Raw genomic sequence first — 20,328 nt, 5'->3', positions numbered from 1 at the left:
AGGCTATGGGCAGAAGGGGTTTGATCGACGCGGCGCGGGATCACCGCGTCGATCGGTTTCAGAAGCCCTATTTGTGATCCTTCTCCCAGGCATCGGAGGTCCACCAATAGGCCAGCAGTGTCTGCAGCGAATTATCGGCGGTCTTCAGCTCTACATAGTTGTCCAGCCACATCTTGAGGTGGAAAGCGTTGGGCCGGGTGGCAAAGGCCAGCGGCTCACGCGTCATTATGCCTTCGAGCGGCTTGAGATTTTCGAACTGACGCACGTACGAATTATAGTCCTGCCCGCCGACCATCGCGTCGACCCGCCCCATGGTGAGGGTCTGCGCTACCGCCGGGCCGCCGCCTGCAAACACCTTCAGCGTCGCTTTCGGCAGATATTTGGTCACGGCATCGGCATAGGTGCTGCCTTGCAGCGCCGCCACCGTCACACCTTCCTTGTTGAGGTCCTGCCACGTCTTGTACTGGGAGTCCTTGGCGGCAAAGGCCAGCGTGTCGTTGAAGAACATCGGCCGGGAAAACAAAAGCTGCGCCGCCCGTTGCGGCGTAGGGGTCATGTCGCCGGCAATCATGTCTGCCTTGCCAGCCAGAAGCGCCGGAATGAGGCCTTTCCAGTCGTAATCCTGGAATACAACCTTCACGCCGAGATCGGCAGCCATCTGCTTGGCGAACTCGACGGCAAGGCCGGTGCGCTCGCCCTTTTTATCGACGAAGCTGACCGGCGGACCCTGCGTCTGGACGGCGACGACCAGTTCGCCCCGCTTCAGGATATCGTCCATTTCGTCGGCGTGCGCCACGCTCGCTAGCGTGAACCAGGCTGCCAGCATCATCGCCAAGGTCGCGGCTGCTCCGGTCAATCTGGTATTGAAACTGTTCTTCATCTTCTCTCTCCCTTTTCTTCCTTGTTGATTGCGATCTGACATTGTCCAACATCATAGTATCTGATTGAGGAACTCCTTTGTCCGCTCTTGCCTTGGCGAGTGGAAAATCTGCTGAGGGGTGCCTTCCTCGATGATCAATCCGGCGTCCATGAACAGCATGCGGTCGGCGATTTCACGCGCAAAGCCCATCTCGTGGGTAACCACCGCCATCGTCATCCCTTCAGATGCCAAAACCTTCATCAGGTCGAGAATGCCGGTGACGGTTTCCGGGTCCAGCGCCGAGGTCGGCTCATCGAACAACGTCACCTTGGGGTCCATGGCCAGCGCGCGGGCGATGGCCACGCGCTGCTGCTGTCCACCGGACAGTTGGCTGGGGTAGTGCCCCGCGCGATCATCTATGCCCACTTTGTCGAGCAGCTCATGTGCCCGACGCAACGCTTCCGTCCGTGAACGGCGACGCACCACGGTTTGCGGCAACACGACATTGTCGAGCGCCGTTCGGTGCTGGAATAGATTGAATGATTGGAAGACCATACCCACGTCGGCGCGTAGCCTGTTGAGGTCAGCCCCGGGTTCAGAAAGCGAAACGCCATCAATGACGATCCGCCCGGAATCGATCCTCTCCAGCGCGTTGATCGTGCGAAGGAATGTGCTCTTGCCGGAGCCGGAAGGTCCGAAGATGACGAGCACCTCGCCATGCCCGATTGCAGTGGTGACCCCGGCAAGCGCAAGGTGTGAACGGCCATCATTGGACCGATAGGTCTTGCGGACGTCTTCAGCGACGATGATCGGCTTGCGATCCTGATCAGGCGTAAGCTTCACGATATCGCGAACACAGGTTCGCGTCGTGATTGAACGTTCTGTATTAGCCCAAGGATTCCCCCAGTCGACATTAAGTGCCCAAATTCGGGCGTATCAATTTTGCCGTCGCATCGGCTAGTTCGAAAGCCGGCGGTCATCTTTCCTATCCAATGCATTCTGGTACTCTCGCAAGCGCCGTCATGAAAGCCGATCGAACTGGCCAAAACAAGCGGTTTCTTCGAGATGCTTGTAAGGTTCGAAGGCACGCTATGGTGGAATATAAGCTTCGTCAGGTGCTTTCCAGATATGAGGCCGGCGAACTGACTTAGTTTGCGCTAAATCATATGTGTCGCCGAGCAATTGCTGGCTGCAGGTCACCAGGCAGCGGGAGATGTCCGGCCAGCGGGCACTCGCCTGCTCGGTACCTAGGCTCAAAATTCCAGGCTGCCCTTTATGCGACATGGGGTAATTGCGGGAGCGAAGCCCCATGAAACCAATCCCAAATGGGAGGTGGCTGCTCCCCCGATAAGATGGACGTACGGGCTCACGATTCGCACGGGCCCAGGCAACTATCGGAGAGAGCAGCCATGGATGATTTTATCGGCCTTGATGTCTCGATGAAAGAGACGGCAATCTCAATTCGACGCGCCGGCGCCCGCGTCTGGCGGGGCAAATGTGCTTCTGATCCGAAGCTCATTGCCGAGCTTGTTCACAAGCGCGCGCCGGACGTGAAACGCGTCGTGTTCGAAACCGGCCCCCTGTCGGTATGGTTCTATCATGCGCTTCGCGCTGAGGGGTTGCCGGCAATCTGCATCGATGCACGTCATGCCAAGGCTGCGCTCGATATGGCGCCCAATAAAACCGATGCCAACGACGCGGATGGTTTGGCGCATCTGGCGGAGGTGGGCTTCTATCGTGAAGTACGCGTCAAGGGATTCGACAGCATGCTGACCCGCACGCTGGTCGGGGCCCGCGCCCGCCTGGTTCGCATGACCACTGAGCTGTCCAACCAGATCCGCGGGCTCATGAAGACCTTCGGCATAATCGTGCCGGCGGGCAAGGGGAACATGTTCGAGAGGCATGTCCAACGCCTCCTTGCGGACCAAGAGCAACTGGCTCCTGTTATCCTGCCACTGCTGAAAGCGTGGTGCAGCCTTCGCATGCGCGCTGCCGATCTCGCCCGTCAACTCATTGTGGATGCGCGCCAAAGCGAGACCTGTAAAATTCTCATGTCGATCCCCGGCGTCGGTGTGACTGTTGCAACGTCCTTTGCGGCGGCCATCGAAGATCCGAGCAACTTCAAGACATCTCGCTCCGTCGGTGCCTGGCTCGGCCTGACAACCCGCCGCTACCAATCGGGCGAGATTGATTATGATGGTCACATCTCGAGGCGGGGCGATCCTCGTTTGCGCACCCTTCTCTTTACGAAGCTGCGACGGTCATGCTTTCCCGCAGTTAGGCTGCCAGTTGCCTGCGGACATGGGGGCTCAAACTCAAGGAAAGGTTTGTCTTCAAACGTGCTGCTGTAGCCGTTGCGCGCAATTTAGATGTGACGATGCTCGCAATGCTCAAGACCAGTGCATACTTCGATCGGCAACTCGGAGGAGTCGCAGCATGAGATTTTTGTGAATAGCGTTCAACATCCGAGCGCTTGAGACGTCCCTGCCGGGACGTGGGCAGAGTCATTCCGCCTCGAAAGTTGCACGCTGATTGAGTGGCGTGCGTATGCGACATTGGAAGGCTCCTCCCGCGAAGCCCCATCGTGCGGCGACTCCTGTCGACCGCGTAGACAACCATGCACCGGCAGCGCCGTCGAAACGCCTAAAAGACGGTTGACGACCCCATCGCAATTAGACAACTTTGGGAGCACTCAAAAGGCGATGAAAGCGCAGTCTTGTTAGCTTCAGCCTTATCACCTTGAGGACAGCTCGCGAGAAGTTGCGTCGCGCAAATTGCCGCCAAGGTGCTCGGCGAGCCAGAAGATTCCCCCTCGCATCCGAAAGAGGATACAACCGTCCCCTTTGCGCCATGAACGCGACCCGTATCCCGCCGTTGCGACAGCGTGCGGGCCGAACCGACAGATCCTGCGACCGAGCGTCCCGATCAGGACGCGATACTGACATATTTGCACGAGCGCCTCCGACTGCGACAATGGCCGTGCTTGTATCCTCCAGCCCCAGTTGGGCGCCGCAACAATCCGGCGACGCCCAATGACTTGAAGCAGTCTGGCGGAGCTAAGATAGCTAAAGGTCTTCGCGACCTATGTTAGCGGCGCCCAATTCGGAAGCGCTCATCCGCTGGAACTTGCCGTGCCCGACATGGACCCAGTTTTCGCCGACGGAGGTTGCGAGAAAGCGGTCGGAGTAGCCGCTCTCGATTTCCTGCTGAGGGTTACCTGGGAGCACCAGCGCCTTCATGAAGACGTAGTACAGAACAAGGCCGAGCGGGAAGCCGATGATGAAGGCGTAGTCGGAATAATACGCAGCTATGCCGCCGGCGATCAGCCAAGCGAGCATGCCCGCCCAATTGACGCCACCTGAATAGCGGAACTGGCCAGTCATGCAGTAGAGATCTGGCACGTTCAGCCGGCGACGGCGGATCAGATAGTAGTCGGCCGTCATGATGCCGCCGATCGCCGACAGGAAGGCGCCGTAGTAGCCGAGGAAGACGAACAGGTTGTTGAGGATCTGCCACGGGAAGCAGAGCGTGCCGATGATTCCGGCGAGCGCAACGCCCGTTTTGTAGTTGATGTAACGCGGCGAGAGGTTGACCAGAGTCAGAGCCGACGGGATCAGGTTCGCGGCAGTGTTGGTCGACCACTGCGCCAGGACGACAAGCACCAGGAGCAAGATCAGTGCGAAGCCCTGGCTTTCGGCCTGGATGACTTCGATCGGGTTCCAGTTCCCCGTTGCGATGAACGAAACGCCGCCGATGCCGGCAATCATCGCCTGCGTCAGCGGCAGGGCGATCAGTTGCGCGGCGAAAATGCTCTTGTTGCGTTTCAGGAAGGACTTTGTGCCCGGCACGGTCTTCACGAAGCGCGTCAGATTCGGAATGTCGATTGCCATGGTCGACCAGAAGCCGAGGTTGGCGATGAAGAGCACTGCGAGCGACATGTGACCTTCGGCATGGAAATTCCAGATGTTCAGTCCCTTGGTCTGGGCAATACCGTCAAGGGTGAAATACATCCACACCGAAATCGCGATGATGCAGGGCGCTGCCAGAGCAGCCAGCTTTTCAATCGCCTTGATGCCGAATGCCGTGTTGACGACCTGGACGATGCCAAACAAGGCATACCAGACGAACCAATTGTCAAAGCCAAGAAAGTGCGAGCCGATGCCGTTCAGCGCCAGGGCCCCCAGATATGTCTGGATACCGAACCACATCGAGGCGACAAGGCCACGCGAGATGGCCGGCACATGGGTGCCGTGAACGCCGAAAGGCGCACGCAGATAGACCGCGAACGGCAGCCCATGCTCGGTGCCGATATCGGCCGTGAACAGCATGAACAGCCCGATGCCGATATTGGCGAAGAAGATCGTCAGGATGACGCCTGCGAGGGACACGCCTCCCCCAACGCCGGTGGCGCCGAGGGAATAGGTTGCGATAATGACTGCAATGCCGATCCAGATCCCGGCGTAGCCCAGGGTGGTGATAGGCCGCTGGGCAAGAGTTGTAGGCAGGATCGATTCCTCGATGAGCGTGCTTCGCTCATGCTCGACCGATATCGTTTGAGCTGCAATAGTCACGGCTACCTCCATCTACGGTTGCATATAATCTCGTGTTTGCGGATGCGAGTGCTCGTGACGAACCTATGTCTGGTTCTTGGCTGCTCTCAGCTTCGCGGTAGCTTCGATGTCGACTGTTTCCGCCTCGACATCGACGGCCACGCCATAGACTTCGCGGGCATGGTCGGCGGAATAAAAGCCGTCCAGAACGTCTTCGAGGACCTTCTGAGCAGGCCGTTTCAGCGGCGAGCCGTAGCCGCCACCGTTGGGACTGTAGTAGGCCATCACGTCATTGGCCTCGACGGCTAGGCCGGAGAACTTCGAATACATCTCGCGCGCACTAGCCGGGTTCGCTGTGTTGTAAACGACGCATTTGCCAACCGCGCCTTCAGTTCCGCCGAACACCCCCCAGGGAGCTTCCTTGTGGCGTTCGGATTCGTGGGTGATGAAGCCGGACGAAAGGACACGCTGGGCCTTGACCACGCCAAGACCGCCGCGGAACTCGCCGGCGCCCGGCGGCATATCGTCGCGAAGCTCATAGCGGTCGCAGATCATCGGAATGTGCATGGCCAGATCCTCGAGTGGATTGTTGCGCGTATTGGCCATCAGATTGTCGATGCTGTCGGGGCCGTCGGAGCGCGGACGCCCGCCATAGGCGCCCTCATTCACTTCCAGGAACACCCAGTAGTCGCCGCTTGGACGGACGCCGGAATAGGCGGCGAACGAGATCGAGGCCGAACTGCCGGCAATCACGGTTTCCGGCATCACCGGCGCTAGCGCCTTGATGATCAGATCGATCATCCGGTTGCACTGGGTGAAGCGGGCTTCGGCGGAGGCCGGCGCCTTCGGATTGAAAATCGAGCCCAGGGGCGCGATCACGTTGATCGGGCGGAATGATCCCTCGTTCGATGGCACGCGGACATCCGATGTATAGGCGTCGAGCAGGAGTTTGCGGAACGCCGCATAAGCCGCGACCTTCGTCGATCCTTCGAACGGCACATTGTAGGCGGTCGGCGTCTGGTCGGCCGATCCGGTCAAGTCGACATCGAGTTCGTCGCCCTTCACCCGGATCGTGACCTTGACCTTCAGCTGCTTGTCGCGATTGCGGCCGTCATCGTCGAGCGAGCCTTCGGCCGTGTATTCGCCATCCGGGATGTCGGAGATGCGCTGGCGCATCATGCGTTCGGCATAGTCCATCAGCTGGTTCGCCGCCTGGAAGACAATACCTTCGCCAAATTTTTCGATGAGTTCGACGAAGCGCTTGGCGCCTAGCCGGGCCGAAGCGACCTGCGCTTCGATGTCGCTCACCAGCTGCCGGGCCGCACGGCTGTTGTTGCGGATGAAATTCCACATGGCGTTGTTCGGTTGGCCTTTGCGGTAGAGCTTGGTACCAGCAAACAGCATGCCTTCGGCGAAAACGTCAGGCACGTCGATGATAAGGCCCGGCGTCGCCGCGCCGATGTCGACGTGGTGGGCGGTGTTGCCCGCGAACCCGACCAGACGTCCCTGGTAGAAGACCGGCACCACGATGGCGAGGTCGGGGGAATGGCTCGAGCCGTGATATGGATGGTTGTGGACGACGACGTCGCCGTCATACCACTCCCCATCCTCCAGCGTCGCCTGGATGCCGCGCAGGTAGCCAGGGATCGAGCCGATGTGCATCGGCGTCGATTCGGACTCGCAAAGCGTGTTGAAATCGGCATCGAACAGTCCGGCGCCGAGATCCTCGGATTCACGGATGATCGACGAAAAGGACATGCGGTAGAGAACATGTGCCATCTCTTCCGCGATGGTTTCGAACGAGCCGCGAAGTACCTGCAAGGTGATCGGATCGATTTCCGCCGGCACTTCCTTGAGCGCCACTGCCTGGGCCATGCTGATCATGTAAAATCCTCCCTTTCTCAGGCAACGCCTGCGCGATGAATGCGCGTGTTGCCGTATTCAAGCGTTTCGGCGACATAGCCGGGCGGCACCAGTGTCGTTGAATCGTGCTGCACCAGGATCGCCGGTCCGCTGACGCGGTCGCCCGCGTAGAGGTTGGTGCGGTCGTAGCGCGGCGTCTCCAGCGTGCGTCCGTCGTCGAATGTCGTTGCCCGCACGAACATCAGCGCGCGGTCAGTACTGGAGCCATCAGCCGGCCGCACCTTGGGCACTTGCAGCCGCTCGACGGCGGCCCGGCCTATGGCGCGAAGCGTGATTAGTTCGACCTCCTGGTCACGGTAGCTGTAGCCGTAGTCGAGCTGATGCTGATCGTGGAAACTTCCGATGATGACCGCCTTGTTGGCCTGCGTCACCAGCCCGTTTGGCATTGTGGCACGAAGCTCAAAACCCTGGCCGTGATAGCGGCACTCGGCTACGATCTCGATGAACTGTTTGTCGCGCGGAATGCCGTCGTCATCCAGTTCGGCGACAACTCGGGCGCGCAGTGCTTCGGCAGCGCGGTTGATGCGATCAAGGTCGCTATCGCCGGCTGCGTTCAGCTCAACGATCACCGCTTCGGTGTGCTCATACTGAAGGTCGGTCTTCAAGAGCCCGACCGCCGCGGTGATGCCGGGCGCAACCGGGACGATGACGTCCCGGGCCGAAATCGCCTCGGCCAGCGCCACGCCATGCAGCGGGCCGGCACCGCCGAAAGGCAGGATGGAGAACTGACGCGGATCGATGCCGCGCGCCACCGAGTTCGAGCGAATGGCCAGCGCCATATTGTTGTTGATGATCTTGATGATGCCGATCGCGGCGTCCTTGACCGACAAGCCAAGCGGCTTGGCGATCTTATCCTCGATCGCCTTTTTCGAAAGCTCGGGATCGAGCCTGAGGTCGCCACCAAGGACAAGGTCCGCGTCGAGCCGGCCGAGCACGATCTGCGCATCGGTGACGGTCGGCTCCGTGCCGCCGCGCCCATAGCATGCTGGACCGGGTTCGGAGCCGGCCGAACGCGGACCGACATTGAAAGCACCGGCTTCATCGATATAGGCGACCGAGCCGCCGCCAGCGCCGATGGTGACGAGATCGATCATCGGGGTAAGCACCGGATGGCCCGAGACAAAGGTGTCGCGTGGATTCATGATCTTCACGCGGCCGTCCGGAATGGTGCTGATGTCGGCCGAGGTGCCGCCGATGTCGACCGTAATGATGTTCTTGACGCCAGCCATGACGGCTTCCGAGGCGCCGCCGATAACACCGCCGGCCGGGCCAGACATCAGGATGCGGACCGGACGCGTGGCGCAGGATTCCACCGTGGAGACGCCGCCGTTCGACTGCATGATGCGCAGTTTGGATGACACGCCGGCTTCGCGCAGCTTCGATTCCAGATCGCGCAGGTAGAAGGCGGTCTTCGGCCCGACATAACAGTTCATCGCCGCCGTCGAGAAGCGTTCGTATTCGCGCATGACATTGGCGACTTCGCTCGACAGCGTGACATAGGCGTCGGGCATTTCTTCCAGGACGATCTCCTTGGCGCGACGCTCATGCTGGTCGTTCAGGAACGAAAACATGAAGCCGATGACAATGGAATTGATGCCGCGCTTCTTGAAGACCTTGATCGCGTCGTGGACTTCCTGTTCGTCAAGCGCTGTTTCGACTTCGCCCTTGGGCGGCAGGATGCGTTCGGAAATGGCGATGCGATTGCGGCGCTTCACCAGCGGCTGGTCCTGCCACGGAACGCTGAAATGCAGGGAGAAATTGTAAGGGCGCTTGTGACGACCGATATGCAGGATGTCGCGGAAGCCCCGCGTGGTCAGCATGCCGGTTTCCGAACCATTGTGCTCGATGGTGATGTTGGTCGCCGTGGTCGTGCCGTGGACGATGACGTCGACATCACTCGTGTCGATGCCGGCCATGTCGCATATGCCCCTGACGCCTTCGACAACACCGATCGACTGGTTCTTCAAGGTTGTCGGAACCTTGTGGTAGAATACGCCCGTTGCGCATTCGAGCACGAGGTCGGTGTTGGTTCCGCCAACGTCCACGCCTATGCGAGCCATGCTGTTTCCTCCCTGGGAAAAAAGAAAGGCGCGTCCCAAGGGACGCGCCCAATTGCTACTCCGCCGCGATACGCGAGGCGGTGTCGTTGACCTTGTTGAGATAATCGACGCATTCGTCGACGCTATGGACGTCGGCAAATTTGGCGTCGATGTCGTAGAGGTTCCAGGCGACGGCGCCAGGCACACGGTCACCGATGCACTCGCGCACCGCGATGGTGCGGAAGCCATCGGCGAGACCGTCGCAGATCGTGGTGCGAACGCATGCCGTGGCGGTCACGCCGGTGACTAGGATAGTGTCGACGCCGGCAGCGCGCAACAGACCTGCAAGGCCGGTGCCATGGAAGGAGCTCGCGCGCTTCTTGAGCATCGTGTATTCGCCCTCGATCGGCGCGATGCGAGAGTCGATCGCCCACAGATCCTTGTTCTTCAGGTCGACGACATCGATCGGGATCTTGCAGTGCCACAGGCCCATGTCGGTGAAGCCAGCATTGCGATCGGTGATCTCGTAGGCCGTCGTCACATGGATGACTGGATGACCATTGGCGCGGCAAGCCTCGAGAAGGCGCTGCATGCCAGGGATGATCTCCTTGTCCATGGCTTCCTGGTCGCAGGTAAACGGATTGCCGGGGCGCGTCCATGCGTTGGCCAGGTCAACGCTGATCAAGGCCGGCCGCTTGCCGAAGCCGACACGGCGCTGGAAGCCGCGCTCCTGATAAATCTTGGTCGACGCCTCGAAGGCCTTCTGCAGCATGCGGTCGAGTTCTTTGTTGTCTACGTCACTCATGGCTGTTCCTCTTGATCGGCCGCGAGGCCTTGATTGATTGCTCCGATGACCTGCGGGGGATCCCGTTGGGTTATCCGTGAAGACAATGCCGCACGACGGGCCCGCGCTGAATTGGTGTCTTGCCAATTATTGTTGCACGTGACGCATCAATCGATAGATTGCTGTGCTTGAAGTTGGGTGCGCGCAATGGATGCTGAAGCCGGCCTTGAATTGACTCATTCCTTCACGGTCGTGGCCGAAGAGCTCAATTTCAGGCGCAGCGCCGAAAGGCTCAATCTCGACCAGTCGGCGCTGACCCGTCGCATCCAGAAGCTGGAGCACATTCTTGGATTCGCGCTGTTCGAACGGACCACGCGCGAGGTTTCGCTGACCCCGGCGGGGCGCACCTTTTATGAGGAGAACGCCCGGCTGCTGCAGAACTATTCGCGTTCGGTGAAAGCGGCAAAACTGGTCGCCGAAGGCAAGACCGGCATTCTGCGCCTCAGCTACATGGCCTTCGCGGCGACCGAGCTGATGCCGCATGCGGTGTCGCGGTTCCGCCGGCTCTACCCGCATGTCGAGGTCAATTTGCGTTATATCCGCACGCAGGGTCAGAAGCTGGCGCTGGCGCACGACGAGGTGGACATCGGCTACATGATCGGCCCGTTCGACCACAGCGACTTCCACAGCCTGCTGCTGACCGCAGATCCGCTTTATGTGGTGACGCCGAGAAATCACCGGTTCACCCGACTGCACGAGGTCCGCCCGGCGGATTTGGCCGAAGAGGAGTTGATCCTGGGCGACATGATCGAGTGGGAGGCCTATCGGTGGCGGCTGAACGACATGTTTTCTGGCGAAGGCGTGCCGCTCAACATCAAGCTTGAGGCTTCCAATACACTCGCCTTGCTCGGCCTGGTGGCAGCTGGCCTCGGTGTAACGGTTTACCCCGAGAGCCTGATCGGTTTTCTGGGGCGCAACGTCGAGGTGCGGCCGATCATACATCCCGATTTCCGAATCCAGACAGTCCTTGTCTGGAAGCGCGCCAACCGGGCAAAGGCGGTCCGGCATTTCGTCGAAGTCGCAAAAAACCTTCCCGCGCGCGGCTGAGTGCCTGCCTGTCCTGGCGAACGTGCTCAGCACTCCGGCAGGTTGACGGCGAGGCCTCCGAGGCTGGTTTCCTTGAATTTTGTGCTCATTTCCTCGCCGGTCTGGCGCATCGCCTCGATGCAGTTGTCGAGCGGCATGAAATGGGAACCGTCGCCGCGCAACGCCAGCGACGCGGCCGCGACCGCCTTGGTGGCGCCGATACCATTGCGCTCTATGCAAGGTACCTGGACCAGCCCCGCGACAGGATCGCACGTCATGCCGAGGTGGTGTTCCAATGCGATCTCGGCTGCGTTCTCCACCTGCTCCGGTGTGCCGCCGAGGACCGCACAGAGTCCGGCAGCGGCCATCGCTGCCGCCGAGCCGACCTCGCCCTGGCAGCCGGCTTCCGCGCCCGAGATCGAGGCATTGTGCTTGATTAGTCCCCCGATGGCGGCGGCGGTAAGCAGAAACTCCGAAACACGTGCCGGATCAGCGCCGACGCAATGGTCAAGATAGTAGCGCAATACCGCCGGCACGACGCCGGCGGCACCATTGGTCGGCGCTGTGACCACCTTGCCCCCGGCAGCATTCTCCTCGTTGACCGCCATGGCATAGACGCTAAGCCAGTCGGAGGCGAAGTGCGGCTGCGTCCGGTTCGAGCCGCGTTCCTGCTCAAGTTGCTGGAGGATTTTCTTGGCGCGTCGCCTGACGCGAAGGCCGCCCGGCAGTTCGCCGTCAAGCGCGAGCCCACGGTCGATGCAGCGGCTCATCGTCGTCCAGGTCCGCTCGATGCCCTCCTCAAACTCGCGCGGCTGCCGCGCCACAAGTTCGTTCGCCCGTTTCATCGCCGCGACCGACTCGCCGCTTTCTTTTGCCATGCGCAGCATCGAAATGGCGTTATCGAATGGATAGGGCCAGGCTGCTATTTCACCGGCTGTTGCCGCTTCTGGCGCCGCGCGCTCCGCAGCCGTGACGACGAACCCACCGCCAATCGAATAGAAGGTCTCAGTCAAGCAGACCTTGGCATCGGCATCGAAGGCCTCGAAGATCAGGCCGTTGGCATGCCCCGGCAGCGGCGGCCCATAGTCGAAGACGACGTCAGCAGACGGATCGAAGGCGAGCGGCGGCAAGCCGAGCGGTCGCAGTGTTCTGGTCTGGCTAAGATCGAGCAAGCGCTGCTCGGCCGCATCGACGTCGAGATCGGCTGGCGCGTAGCCTAGCAGTCCGAGCGCCACCGCTCGGTCCGTCGCGTGGCCCTTGCCGGTGAAGGCCAATGAACCGTGAAGCGTCACTCGCAGGCTGGTGGCCTGAACGCCCCTGCCGCGATCACGCAGCATCTGCAGAAACCGCACTGCCGCCGTCATCGGCCCCATGGTGTGGGAAGACGATGGGCCAATGCCGATCTTGAAGATGTCGAATACGCTAAGGAACATGTGAACATCCCGACTGGCTACAGCAGGAACCACCGCCCTGCCCCTTGGCATGGCGAAAGTCATTTGGAAACGGGCGTCAGGCCGGTGCTATCGATAGATCGGAAAGCGACAGCAGAGGCTGCGAACCTCGGCCAGAGCCTTCTCCTCGACGGTGCGATTGCCTTGCGGCCCGGCCTCGGCCAGCGCCTCGATGACAGTGAGGATCAGTTCGCCGACGCGGCGGAATTCGGTCTCGCCGAAGCCGCGCGTCGTGCCGGCCGAGGTGCCCAGCCGCACGCCGGAGGTGACTGCCGGCTTCTCCGGATCGAAGGGTATCGAGTTCTTGTTGCAGGTCAATCCGGCGCGCTCCAGTGCCTGCTCGGCATCGCGGCCCTTGACGATCTTCGGCCGCAGGTCGACCAGCACCATGTGGCAGTCGGTGCCGCCCGAGACAATGTCGAGGCCTCCCGAAATCAGCGTCTCGCAGAGCACCCTGGCATTGCCGATCACCTGGCGGGCGTAAGTTTTGAAGTCGGGCCGCAACGCCTCACCGAAGGCGACCGCCTTGGCGGCGATGACATGCATGAGCGGCCCGCCCTGATTGCCTGGAAACACTGCCGAGTTGAACTTCTTCGCCAGCGCCTCATCATTGGTCAGGATCATGCCGCCGCGGGGGCCGCGCAGCGTCTTGTGGGTCGTGGTGGTGACGACGTGGGCGTGCGGCAGCGGATCGGGATAGAGGCCGGCGGCGATCAACCCGGCATAGTGGGCCATGTCGACCATCAGATAGGCGCCGACCTCGTCGGCTATTCCCCGGAAGGCGGCGAAATCGATGGCCCGCGGATAGGCTGAAGCGCCGGCGATGATAAGTCTCGGCCTCGTTTCCAGCGCGTTTCGCCTGAGCAGATCGTAGTCAATCTGCTGGTCCGACTGGCGCACCTCGTAGCTGACGACGTCGAACCATTTGCCCGACATCGTCACCGGCGAGCCATGGGTGAGATGCCCGCCATGCGCCAGCGACATGCCCATGATGCGGTCGCCCGGGTTGAGCAGCGCCAGGAACACCGCCTGGTTGGCTTGCGCGCCCGAATGCGGCTGGACATTGGCAAAGCCGGCGCCGAACAGCTTTTTCGCGCGGTCGATGGCGATCGTCTCGACCTCGTCGACGAATTCGCAGCCGCCATAGTAGCGGCGGCCCGGATAGCCCTCGGCGTATTTGTTGGTCAGCACCGACCCTTGCGCCAGAAGCACGTCGTTCGAGACGATGTTTTCAGACGCAATCAGTTCGATCTGGTTCATCTGCCGGTCGAGTTCGCGGCCAATGGAAGCCGCGATCTCGGCGTCGCCGAGTGGGGCATTCAAGCGTGTCTGGTGCAGGGTCATTTATTTCTTCCGTGTTCTCAGATGCCGAGCGCGATTTCGCGGCTGGTCGCCCGCAGCAATCCCCAGACGTGATCGGCGAATGAGCGCCAGACCTCGATGCGGAAACGGTGCTCGTCGTGACGGATCAAGATGACCTGCGCCTTGTCGAAGAGGGTGCGCGTTCCGGTTCCCGAAGGCATTGCGTCGAAATCGAAGGCACAAGCCGAGCGCAGCGCCAGCACAGCCGCCTCTCCTTCGACGGCGATGCCGATTTCGCGATGGCCGACATCGACCAGACTGTGCGGACAGTTCGCGTAGAAAGCGGCGAAGGTCGCTTCGATGGCGCGGCTTTCGGCGATCAGCGCGTAGAGCTGCCACTCGTCCGGACCGAGGCAAAGCGCCAGCCTGCCACCCGAAGTCGCCGTGGCGCCGATCGTCGCCGGCAGTGCGCAGCCAAAGGCTTTCGAGGCAGCTCCCAGGTTTTCCGGCGCGATGCGGAAGTTGAAGCGTGCCCAATCCTCGGCGTCGTGGATGGTAAGGGAGGACCGCTTTGCAAGCGAAATCCGCTGCCCCATCAGCGGGTGGCGTTCCTGAAGCATGATGGGTCTCCTAGGCGTTAAGGCGCTTGTTTTCTGGATCGACGAACACCATGCCGACGATCTCGGCTGCATGGGTTCTGTCCGGCATCGGCACGTGAATGGTCTGGCCTTCCTTCGCCCGTCCACCCGCGACGATGGCAAGTGCAATTGATCGCCCGAGCGTCTCGCTCCAGTAGGACGAGGTGACGTGGCCAACCATTTTCATCGGCACCGGCTGGCTCGGGTCGAGAACGATCTGAGCCCCCTCCTCCAGTACGGTTTTCGGATCGCTGGTGAGCAACCCGACCAGTTGCTTGCGGTCGGCCTTGAGCATGTCCGGGCGGGCAAGCGAGCGCTTGCCGACGAAATCCGGCTTGGTCTTTCCGATTGCCCAGACGAGGCTGGCATCATCTGGTGTCACGGTGCCGTCGGTGTCCTGGCCGACGATGATGTATCCCTTCTCGGCGCGCAGCACATGCATCGTCTCGGTGCCATAAGGCGTGATGCCGTATTTGGGGCCAGCCTCGTACAGCGCTTCCCAGACGGCGCGGCCATAGCGCGCCGGCACGTTGACCTCGAAGCCGAGTTCGCCGGTGAAGGAGACGCGGAACAGCCTCGTCGGCACGCCGCAGATCTTGCCCTCGGCGACCGACATATGCGGGAATGCGTCGTTGCTGAGGTCGATGCCTTCGACCAGCGGCTCGAGCAGCTTGCGGGCGTTCGGGCCGTTCAGCGCGATCACCGCCCATTGTTCGGTGGTTGAGGTCAACCAGACCTTCAGCTCGGGCCATTCGGTCTGGAGATAGTCTTCCATCATGCCCAGCACGCGGGCCGCACCGCCCGTCGTGGTCGTCACATGGAAGCGGTCCGTCGAAAGCCGGCCGATGACGCCGTCGTCGCGGATGAAACCGTCCTCGCCGAGCAGCAATCCGTAGCGCAGCCGCCCCGGCGCCAGCTTGGTCCAGGCGTTGGTATACATGCGGTTCATGAACTCGGCGGCGTCCGGACCAACGATCTCGATCTTGCCCAGCGTCGAAGCGTCGAACATGCCGAGCGACTGGCGCGTCGCCCTGCATTCGCGCCCCACCGCCTGGTGGATGTCCTCTCCGCTCTTGGGGAAATACCAGGCACGCCGCCACAGCGAGACCGGCTCATAGACCGCGCCATTCTCCTCGGCCCAGCTGTCGATCGCCGTCTTGCGCGTGACTTCGAACAGGTCGCCGCGATTGTAGCCGGCGAAGGCGCCGAACGTGGTCGGCGTATAAGGCGGGCGGAACGTGGTCAGCCCGACCGACGGCGCCGGCCGCTTGACCGCATCGGACGCGATGGCGAGACCATTGATGTTGGAGGTCTTGCCCTGATCGGTCGCCATGCCGGTGGTCGTGTAGCGCTTGATGTGCTCGATCGACTTGAAGCCCTCACGCACGGCAAGCCGAATGTCCTTGGCGGTTACGTCGTTTTGGAAGTCGACAAAGGCCTTGGCCCAGGACGCGTTCTTGTCCGACGGCAGTTCGCAGTTGCTGGCACCAGTGCAGAGCACCTCGCCTTCCACCGCGTAGGAACCGGCACTGGCGCTGAAGCCGGCCTCAGTCGCGGCGCCGGCTCCAGCCGAAGCGCCTTCCAGCAGCGACTCCTCCAGACCGAAGTTGCCATTGCCGGCGCCGGCGCAGCGGCTGTCTTCGGTGCGCGCGCCCGGCAGAAACATCTGCCGATCCTCGTTCCAGTCGAGCTTGCCCTTGGTGTGCGAGAACAAGTGGACGCTCGGCGTCCAGCCGCCCGACATCAGCAGCGCGTCGCAGGCGATCGTCCGGGCCGGACCGACCTGGCCGCCGGCTGCGATCGGGTTGACCCGCACGGAGCTGACGCGAAGACGCCCTTTGGTTCCGGTTACAGTCCAGCCGCATAGGGTTTCGATGCCCAACGCCCTGGCGCGCTTGACGAGGTACTCCGGAACCTTGGCGCGGATGTCGACGATCGCTGCGATCTTGGCGCCGGCCTGCGCCAGATCGAAGGCGGTCAGCCAGGCCGAATCGTGCGAGGTGACGACCACCGGCCGGTTGCCAACCTTGACCCCGTAGCGGTTGAGATAGGTGCGCGCCGAGCCTGCCAGCATGATGCCCGGGCGGTCGTTGCCGTCGAACACCAGCGGCTTCTCGATCGACCCTTGCGCCAGCACGACCTGTTTTGCCCGTACTTTCCACAGCCGTTCGCGCGGAGCCCCGTCGGACGGTTCGGAAAGGTGATCAGTCAGGCGCTGGCACAGGCCGACGAAGTTCTGGTGATAATAGCCGATTGCCGTGGTGCGGGTGAGCAGCGTGACATTCTTCATCGCGGCAAGTGCGGCGCTGGTCTGTGTCAGCCAATCCCAGGCCGGCAGGCCGTTGATCTCGGCGTCGGGTTCGCTAAGCAGCGAGCCGCCGAATTCCGGATTCTCGTCGACAAGGATAACCTTGGCGCCGCTCTTTCCCGCTTCCAGAGCCGCCGCAAGCCCGGCCGGACCGGAGCCTACCACCAGCACGTCGCAATGGGCGAAACGGCTGGCATAGCTGTCGGGATCGGGAAGCGAGGGCGACTTGCCGAGACCGGCGGCACCTCGGATGAACGGCTCATAGACCTTGTTCCAAAAGGACTTCGGCCACATGAAAGTCTTGTAGTAGAAGCCTGCCGAAAACAGCATGTAGAGCGGATCATTGATGGCGCCGATATCGCGCTTCAGAGATGGCCAGTGGTTCTGGCTGATCGTGTTCAGCCCGTTGAAGATTTCGAGCACTGTCGCCCGAGTGTTGGGCTCGGACCGGCCGACGCCGCGATCGACGCCGACGAGCGCATTGGGCTCTTCCGATCCGGCGGAAAGGAAACCGCGCGGCCGGTGATACTTGAACGAGCGGCCGATGAGGTGGACGCCATTGGCGAGCAGCGCCGAGGCCAGCGTGTCGCCCTGACGGCCCTCGAAGGTTTCGCCGTTGAAGGTGAAGCGGACCGTCCGCTTGTGGTCGACGCGGCCCTTGCCGGATACGCGATAGCTGTTCATGAACGCGCTTCCCTGATCTCGGTTTCCGTCGGGCGCGCCATCCCAGCCTTGTAGGTCATGGCGAACCGGTCGCTGACCGTGTCGCGCACGGCATTGAAGAAGCGGCCGCAGCCATGCATGTGGCGCCACCGTTCGAAATGCGTGCCGCGTGCATTCGAACGGACAAACAGGAAGTTCTTCCATTCGTCGTCGCTGAGTGCGGAGGGATCGGCTGGGCGGGAAACATGCGCCTCGCCGGCATAGCTGAATTCCAGTTCCGGCCGTTCGGCCGCGCAGTAAGGGCAGCGGATAAGCAGCATCTTTTTTCTCCCCTCAATGGGCGACGGCGGCGGCGGCGGCTTCGTCGATCAGCCGGCCGGTGGTGAAGCGCTCGAGCGTATAGGGCGCGTTGATCGGGTGCGGTTCGTCGCGGGCGATGGTATGGGCGAAGATATGCGCCGCACCAGGCGTCGCCTTGAAGCCGCCGGTGCCCCAGCCACAATTGACATAGAGCCCTGCCACCGGCGTCTTGCCGATGATCGGCGAACGGTCCGGTGTGACGTCGACGATGCCGGCCCATTTGCGCAGCATGCGCATGCGCGTGAAGATCGGGAACACCTCGCAAATTGCCGCGATGGTGTGCTCGATAAGCGGCAGGCCGCCGCGCTGGCTGTACGAAACATACTGGTCGGTGCCCGAGCCAATGACCAGTTCGCCCTTGTCGGACTGGCTCATATAGGCATGCACCGTGTTCGACATGACGACGCAGGGGAAGATCGGCTTCACCGGCTCTGACACCAGCGCCTGCAGCGGAAAACTCTCCAGCGGCAGGCGAACTCCGGCGGTGTCCATGACCACGGAGGTATGGCCTGCGGCCGACACCGCCACCTTCTTCGCCTTGATGAAGCCGCGCGGCGTGTCGACGCCGATGACCTTGCCCGAGGTGTCGCGGCGGATCGCAGTCACCGGGCAGTTCTGGATGATATCGACGCCGCGCGCCGCCGCGCCCCTTGCATAGCCCCAGGCGACCGCATCGTGGCGGGCGACGCCGCCGCGCCGCTGCAGCGCCGCTCCCATCACCGGATAGCGCGCGTCGCTAGCGATATTGAGTGGTGGGCAATAGGCCTTGGCCTGCTCCGGAGTCAGCCATTCATTGTCGACGCCGTTCAGCCGGTTGGAGTGGATATGACGCTTGAAGCTCTGCACGTCATGGACGGAGTGCGCCAACATCATCACGCCGCGCTGCGAGAACATGACGTTGTAGTTCAGCTCCTGACTCAAGCCTTCCCACAGGTCGAGGGCGTGGTCATAGAGCCTGGCGCTCTCGTCATAGAGGTAGTTGGAGCGGATGATTGTGGTGTTGCGGCCGGTGTTGCCGCCGCCCAGCCAGCCCTTGTCGATAATGGCGACATTGGTGATGCCATGTTCCTTGGCGAGATAATAGGCGGCACCAAGCCCGTGACCGCCGGCGCCGACGATGACGACATCGTATTCGGCCTTCGGCTCGGCATCCGGCCATTGCGGCTGCCAGCTCTTGTTGCCGGTCGCGGCATTGCGCAAAAGCGCGGAAAACGAAAAACGGGTCATGACCTACCCCGGGTTCAACATGCCGGGATTATTCACGCAACGCCAAGTCTTGGACAGAACGCTTGCGTCATAGTAATATTACCAGTGCGACAGGCAGACTTGCGCTAACTGGACCCGGCACGATGGAAACACGGACAATCTCGAGACCTGCACCAAAGCGTGGCGGCTCAAGGCGTCTCTCAGTCGGGTTTATCCTGGCCCGGCGCTTTACGCTGTGCGCCTTCGCCAATTTTGTCGACGTGCTTCGTCTCTCCGCCGACGAAGGCGACCGCAGCCGGCCGATCCTCTGCGGCTGGCGCGTGCTGTCCGCCACGATGGATCCCATCATCTCCAGTTCTGGCATCGCGGTTCAGCCCGAGGAGCGGCTGGGCGATCCGGCTCGCTTCGACTACATCGTGGTGGTTGGCGGGCTGATCGACGAGATAGAAAACCTGCATCCGGACTATGTGCGGTTCCTGCACCGGGCGGCGAGTGCCGGCATACCAATGATCGGTGTCTGCACCGGCGCCTTCGCTCTGCACCGCGCCGGCCTGATGGACGGCTACAAGTGCTGCGTCAGCTGGTTCCACCACGACGATTTTCTGGAACAGTTCGACGGGCTAAAACCGGTCTCCGACCAGATCTTCGTTGTTGACCGCGACCGGCTGACCTGTTCGGGCGGCGCCAGTTCGGCGCATCTCGCCGCTTATCTGGTCGACAAGCATGTCGGGCGCGCACAGGCCCGCAAGAGCCTGCATATCATGATCATCGACGAGGCCGAGCGGGCCGAGACACCGCAGCCGGGGATACCGCTCGACCTGCACACCGACGACCCGATGGTGAAGAAAGCGCTGCTTCTGATGCAGCAGGCCATCGACACTCCGATTGCCGTCGACGAACTTGCCAGGCGCCTCGGCGTTAACCGGCGGCAGCTTGAAAGGCATTTCCAGCGCACCATCGGCATGGCACCGACCGTGGCCTACAAGATCATGCGTCTTGAATATGGTGAGTTCCTGCTCAAGAACACACCGAATTCGGTAACCGAAATCGCCAACTCGACCGGCTTTTGCGATTCGTCCCACTTCATCCGCGCCTTCCGCGAGCGCCGCGGCGTGACGCCGGCGACCTTTCGAGGCAACGCTTAGTGAGTTGGATACGG

Annotated in this window: 14 protein-coding genes and 1 pseudogene; 3 read left to right on the top strand and 12 right to left on the bottom strand. The window is 61.7% G+C overall.

Going from position 1 to position 20,328, the window contains the following annotated elements; all coding sequences use genetic code 11:
- Window positions 1-67: 67 nt before the first annotated feature.
- Complete coding sequence (locus FJ970_RS33090) at window positions 68-880, bottom strand: transporter substrate-binding domain-containing protein (protein ID WP_210241231.1); 813 nt, start codon at window positions 878-880, stop codon at window positions 68-70.
- Window positions 881-931: 51 nt separating this feature from the next.
- On the bottom strand, window positions 932-1,669 hold the full coding sequence (locus FJ970_RS33085; RefSeq protein WP_140758461.1) for an amino acid ABC transporter ATP-binding protein: 738 nt from the start codon (window positions 1,667-1,669) through the stop codon (window positions 932-934).
- A gap of 599 nt (window positions 1,670-2,268) precedes the next feature.
- Here FJ970_RS33085 and FJ970_RS33080 point away from each other — a divergent pair.
- Window positions 2,269-3,299 (top strand): annotated as a pseudogene (locus tag FJ970_RS33080) (IS110 family transposase).
- Between the two features lie 625 nt (window positions 3,300-3,924).
- On the opposite strand, the gene FJ970_RS33075 reads toward FJ970_RS33080, so the two are convergent.
- The 4 genes from FJ970_RS33075 to FJ970_RS33060 all read right to left on the bottom strand — a co-directional run bounded on the left by FJ970_RS33075 (window position 3,925) and on the right by FJ970_RS33060 (window position 10,176).
- Window positions 3,925-5,430: an NCS1 family transporter gene (locus FJ970_RS33075; protein ID WP_227792282.1), complete on the bottom strand. Its 1,506-nt coding sequence runs from the start codon at window positions 5,428-5,430 to the stop codon at window positions 3,925-3,927.
- 63 nt (window positions 5,431-5,493) lie between these two features.
- On the bottom strand, window positions 5,494-7,293 hold the full coding sequence (locus FJ970_RS33070) for a hydantoinase B/oxoprolinase family protein (protein WP_181178829.1): 1,800 nt from the start codon (window positions 7,291-7,293) through the stop codon (window positions 5,494-5,496).
- A 17-nt stretch (window positions 7,294-7,310) separates the two neighbouring features.
- Window positions 7,311-9,392 (bottom strand): hydantoinase/oxoprolinase family protein, encoded by a 2,082-nt coding sequence (locus FJ970_RS33065; protein WP_140765392.1) that lies wholly within the window; start codon window positions 9,390-9,392, stop codon window positions 7,311-7,313.
- A 55-nt stretch (window positions 9,393-9,447) separates the two neighbouring features.
- Entirely contained in the window at window positions 9,448-10,176 is a 729-nt protein-coding gene (locus FJ970_RS33060) for an isochorismatase family protein (protein WP_140765394.1), read from the bottom strand.
- Between the two features lie 186 nt (window positions 10,177-10,362).
- Between FJ970_RS33060 and FJ970_RS33055 the strand changes: the two genes are divergently transcribed.
- Window positions 10,363-11,262: a LysR family transcriptional regulator gene (locus tag FJ970_RS33055; RefSeq protein WP_140765396.1), complete on the top strand. Its 900-nt coding sequence runs from the start codon at window positions 10,363-10,365 to the stop codon at window positions 11,260-11,262.
- Window positions 11,263-11,288: 26 nt separating this feature from the next.
- Here the strand turns inward: FJ970_RS33055 and FJ970_RS33050 are convergent, their stop codons facing one another.
- From FJ970_RS33050 to FJ970_RS33025, 6 genes are all read right to left on the bottom strand, one after another.
- The gene (locus tag FJ970_RS33050; RefSeq protein ID WP_140765397.1) at window positions 11,289-12,674 is read right to left on the bottom strand and encodes an L-serine ammonia-lyase; all 1,386 of its coding nucleotides are present in this window, start codon (window positions 12,672-12,674) and stop codon (window positions 11,289-11,291) included.
- 87 nt (window positions 12,675-12,761) lie between these two features.
- The gene (gene glyA / locus FJ970_RS33045; protein WP_140765399.1) at window positions 12,762-14,036 is read right to left on the bottom strand and encodes a serine hydroxymethyltransferase; all 1,275 of its coding nucleotides are present in this window, start codon (window positions 14,034-14,036) and stop codon (window positions 12,762-12,764) included.
- A 17-nt stretch (window positions 14,037-14,053) separates the two neighbouring features.
- Window positions 14,054-14,614: a sarcosine oxidase subunit gamma gene (locus tag FJ970_RS33040; RefSeq protein WP_140765401.1), complete on the bottom strand. Its 561-nt coding sequence runs from the start codon at window positions 14,612-14,614 to the stop codon at window positions 14,054-14,056.
- A 10-nt stretch (window positions 14,615-14,624) separates the two neighbouring features.
- Window positions 14,625-17,624 (bottom strand): sarcosine oxidase subunit alpha, encoded by a 3,000-nt coding sequence (locus FJ970_RS33035; protein ID WP_140765403.1) that lies wholly within the window; start codon window positions 17,622-17,624, stop codon window positions 14,625-14,627.
- Window positions 17,621-17,923, bottom strand: coding sequence for a sarcosine oxidase subunit delta (locus FJ970_RS33030; protein WP_140765405.1), 303 nt, complete (start codon window positions 17,921-17,923; stop codon window positions 17,621-17,623). Before FJ970_RS33030 ends, FJ970_RS33035 begins: the two co-directional genes overlap by 4 nt.
- A 13-nt stretch (window positions 17,924-17,936) precedes the next feature.
- Window positions 17,937-19,190, bottom strand: a complete 1,254-nt coding sequence (locus tag FJ970_RS33025; protein WP_140765407.1) for a sarcosine oxidase subunit beta family protein — start codon at window positions 19,188-19,190, stop codon at window positions 17,937-17,939.
- A 122-nt stretch (window positions 19,191-19,312) separates the two neighbouring features.
- On the opposite strand from FJ970_RS33025, the gene FJ970_RS33020 reads away from it, so the two are divergent.
- Complete coding sequence (locus FJ970_RS33020; protein WP_140765409.1) at window positions 19,313-20,314, top strand: GlxA family transcriptional regulator; 1,002 nt, start codon at window positions 19,313-19,315, stop codon at window positions 20,312-20,314.
- Window positions 20,315-20,328 lie beyond the last annotated feature (14 nt).

The sequence above is a fragment of the Mesorhizobium sp. B2-1-8 genome (assembly GCF_006442545.2).
Lineage (GTDB): Bacteria > Pseudomonadota > Alphaproteobacteria > Rhizobiales > Rhizobiaceae > Mesorhizobium.
The sequence above is the reverse complement of the archived record's forward strand: the minus strand, read 5'-3'. Positions and strand labels throughout refer to the sequence as shown.